Source organism: uncultured Campylobacter sp. (assembly GCF_938045595.1).
GTDB lineage: Bacteria > Campylobacterota > Campylobacteria > Campylobacterales > Campylobacteraceae > Campylobacter_B.
The window spans coordinates 1-3,469 of record NZ_CALIBB010000100.1 but is presented as its reverse complement, the minus strand read 5'-3'; the positions used below and the strand labels follow the sequence as shown (position 1 = coordinate 3,469).

Annotated in this window: 2 protein-coding genes; both read right to left on the bottom strand. The window is 41.9% G+C overall.

What is annotated here, in order from left to right:
* Window positions 1-1,559: ATP-binding protein (locus Q0340_RS04210; protein WP_298082292.1), on the bottom strand; the 1,559-nt coding region annotated here is incomplete at its 3' end.
* A 63-nt stretch (window positions 1,560-1,622) separates the two neighbouring features.
* Window positions 1,623-3,347: an NADH-quinone oxidoreductase subunit N gene (locus tag Q0340_RS04205; protein WP_298082291.1), complete on the bottom strand. Its 1,725-nt coding sequence runs from the start codon at window positions 3,345-3,347 to the stop codon at window positions 1,623-1,625.
* Window positions 3,348-3,469 lie beyond the last annotated feature (122 nt).

Below are 3,469 nucleotides of genomic sequence, written 5' to 3'. Positions count from 1 at the left end.
TTTTGAGTTTTTATAGCACATGACCCATCTTTCCTTGAATTTATTTTATCTATTTCTTCCTGATATTTATTCGTATTTTTACCAGAATTGAGATCGCTATCGTATATATGAAACTCTATTATATTTGAATCTTTAAGATAATCCCTATCTACCCAGTTTTTTAAATTACCTCCATGCAATGGTATTATGCTTATTTGTTCTTCTTTTAAATCTATAATATTTTTAAAATCCCCTATGTGTTGATTAATATTGAGTAAAAATTTTATATCATTTTCTCCTTCAACAAAAACTACAACTTTATGCTTAAAGAATGGGTGAATTCCTAAAGTATCGGATATCGCTTTGAGCTTATTCTCAGAATTGTCTATAGTAGCAATATCATTATCTTTACTAATCAATATTAGATTTTCCACTCTAACCATTTTTGCTATTTCTGGAGTATGAGTTGTGAGTATAAGTTGATAGTTGTCTTTATAAGATAGCTCTTTTAATGCTTCTATAAGCATTTTTTGATGATTTGGATGCTGTGCGGTTTCCGGTTCTTCTATCGCATAAATTATATCTTTATCCTTATTTTCATCACTACCTAGCTTTCTTTCGGCCTCAGCTCTGAAATAATTTAATAATACCATTCTCCTAAAACCACTTCCTCTTTTATTTAAGGCAATCCCATTGTCACTTTCCAAACTAAATGAAAATAGGGTATCCAAACTTTTATTACTGATTTGTGGTTTTAAAGAATTTGTATTTTCTAGCCCCATTTCCCTCATTTTATCTATTGTTTCGTTGCCTATTTTTGTCAGTTCCTCTTCTAATTGACTTTTTATCATATTAAATTGTTCTTCAAATTTAGCTACGGCTATTTTTGTTGCACTTTTTAATGGGTTCTGTATATCGGCATCGCTATCTTTATTTGCTCTATCGCTCTGAAATAAAAAATATAAAGGCAACCATTTTTTTAACTGCTCCCATATGGCTTTGGCATCCTCTTTCGTTATATCAATTTTTATTTCTTCAAATCCATTGCTCGCCTTACCATATAACGCCTTTCTTATTTCAGCATTAGTTCGCTTATCTATATCTTTAACCTCTTCTTCATTAAATTTCTCATTTAGTTTCTTTTTTAAGTCAGAAATTTTCATGTTAATTAGAGGCTCATCGGAGTATTCCTTCGGATACTGCGCTTTTATAAATACTTTTTCCTTTTGTAATTTTTCATTTTTGATTTCAAATTCTTTTACTATCTCTAAAGAGTTATCGTTATTCAAAAGATGTTCATCTCTCAATTTTGTTTTATTAGAGGCATCTATTAAAATTTCCTTTTCACCATCAACTATAAATTCTGCACCTATAATAATTGTATCACCTTCAGAATTCTTACTAAAATCGGTCATATCTATTTTTATTGTACCGCCTTCAAGAAAAATATCCAAAGCTTCTAATATAGTAGATTTTCCTACATCATTTTGCCCAATGATAACATTCATACTTTTATCAAAAAGTATTTTTACATCTTTATACGACCTAAAATTTTTCAATATCAAACTTTTTAGTTTCATTTAATTTCCTTTAATAATAAATTTATATGGCGCTATAGCGCAACTCTATGCAACACTAAAACTCTAATACCCGCTTAAAAAGACGAAATTATTTACCGCGCCGGTTAGAAATTTCACTAAAAACGGCGCCAGCACGCACGCCACGCTAGCTAGCACAACGGCGAATTTTATCTGCACCGATACCGCGCTCAGCGAGCCGTCAAGCTCCGCGTCCTCCCGCGGCTCGTGCAAAAACATACGCACGATGAGGCGCAGGTAGTAATACAGCGCGAGCGCGCTATTTACCGCCATGATGACGGCGAGGGCGAAATAGCCCGAATTGACCGCGGCGCTTAGCAGATACATCTTACCCCAAAACACGCTAAACGGCGGAATGCCCGCAAGCGAGAGCATAAAGATCGCCGCACATAGCGCAAAGAGCGGATGGGTGCGGATCAGCCCGTCAAATTTCTCAAACGGATGCTCGAAGCGAGCCGCAAACTTGGAGCTTTGCGCGCAAATTTCGGCGCCGGGCTCGCAAGTTTCAGTGCCGAAAAGGCTCGCTTCCGCGCCGGGCTCAATCGCTTTCAAATTTGGCCCGCTTGCTTTAGAATTTTGCTCGCTCGCTTTAACGCTCCACTCGGCGCAGGCTGAAATTTGTCCGTTCGCGCCTAAATTTAACTCGCCAGCGGAGCCCGGCTCGTGATTTTGCGAAAAAGCAGGGCTTTGGGTTTTAAATTTTAAATTTAATGAGCGCGCGCGCCTTTGCCGTACGCACCAGATGAATGCAAACGCCCCGAGATTTGCCACGGCGTATAGGATCCAGTAGGTGAAAAGTGCCGCATTTGCCTGCGTCGAGCCGATCACGATCGCGCAGAGCACGAAGCCCGCGTGCGAAACGGAGCTGAAAGCCAGCATCCGCTTGACGTCGCGTTGCACGAGCGCCATGAGGTTCGCTAAGCTCATCGTAAGCACCGCTACGGCGTAGAGCACGATGTTTAGCCACTGCACGCCGATGCTTCCCAGCGCTTCAAACAGCCTGATCGCCACGACAAAGCCCGCGATCTTGGGCACTACGGACATAAAGCCCGCCATAGCGGAGCTCGCACCCTCGTAAACGTCGGGCGTCCAGGTGTGAAACGGGATCAGCGAGAGCTTAAATCCTATCGAGACGATCATAAATGAGCAGGCGGCGAAAAGCAGGACGTTGGTTTGTAAATTTGAACTCTTAGCGATCTGCGCGATGTTTGAAATTTCCATAGAGCCGGTCGATAGAAAAAACATCGCCGCGCCGAATGCGAAAAACCCAGATCCCAGCGCGCCCATTATGAAGTATTTTAGAGCCGCTTCGACCGATCTGGCGCGATTGTGAAGCGCGATTAGCGTATAAAGCGCCAGCGAGCCCGTCTCAAGCCCAACGAGGATCATCATTAAGCTTTCGCTCGCGACCATAAACTCATACCCCACGAGCACGAATAAAAACAGCACGAAAAACTCCGCGGTGTGGTACTCGTGCGCGCTTCTTGCACCCAAAGACAGAAAGATGAAAAATATCGAACCTGCGAGCATGATAAGCATCGATAGCGTCGCGATTCCGTCCACCAGCATCACGTCGAAAAGCCCGCGTATGCCGCTGTTGTAACCAAAAACGAGCCCGAAGCCGAGAGCTAGCGCCAGTATTGTGATGACGGCGTAAAATTTATACGATAGCGTGCGCGCAAAAAGCGAAACCGCGAGCATCAGTAGGGCAAATCCTCCGAGTATCGCCATAGGCGCGATCGAGGCTAAATTTAAAAGATTATTTTGCATCGCTTCTTACCTTAAAATTTGCTTTTTCCATATAGGCGCGAGTCGCGGTTTGAGAGGCTTTGTTAAACATCAGCTCAAGGCTTTGCGTCACGCTAGGCTCGATACTCTTTAGCATCAGATTC

Excerpts from the sequence above, each read along its gene's own strand:
- Q0340_RS04205 (WP_298082291.1), bottom strand. The coding sequence starts at position 3,347 with ATGCAAAATAATCTTTTAAATTTAGCCTCGATCGCGCCTATGGCGATA.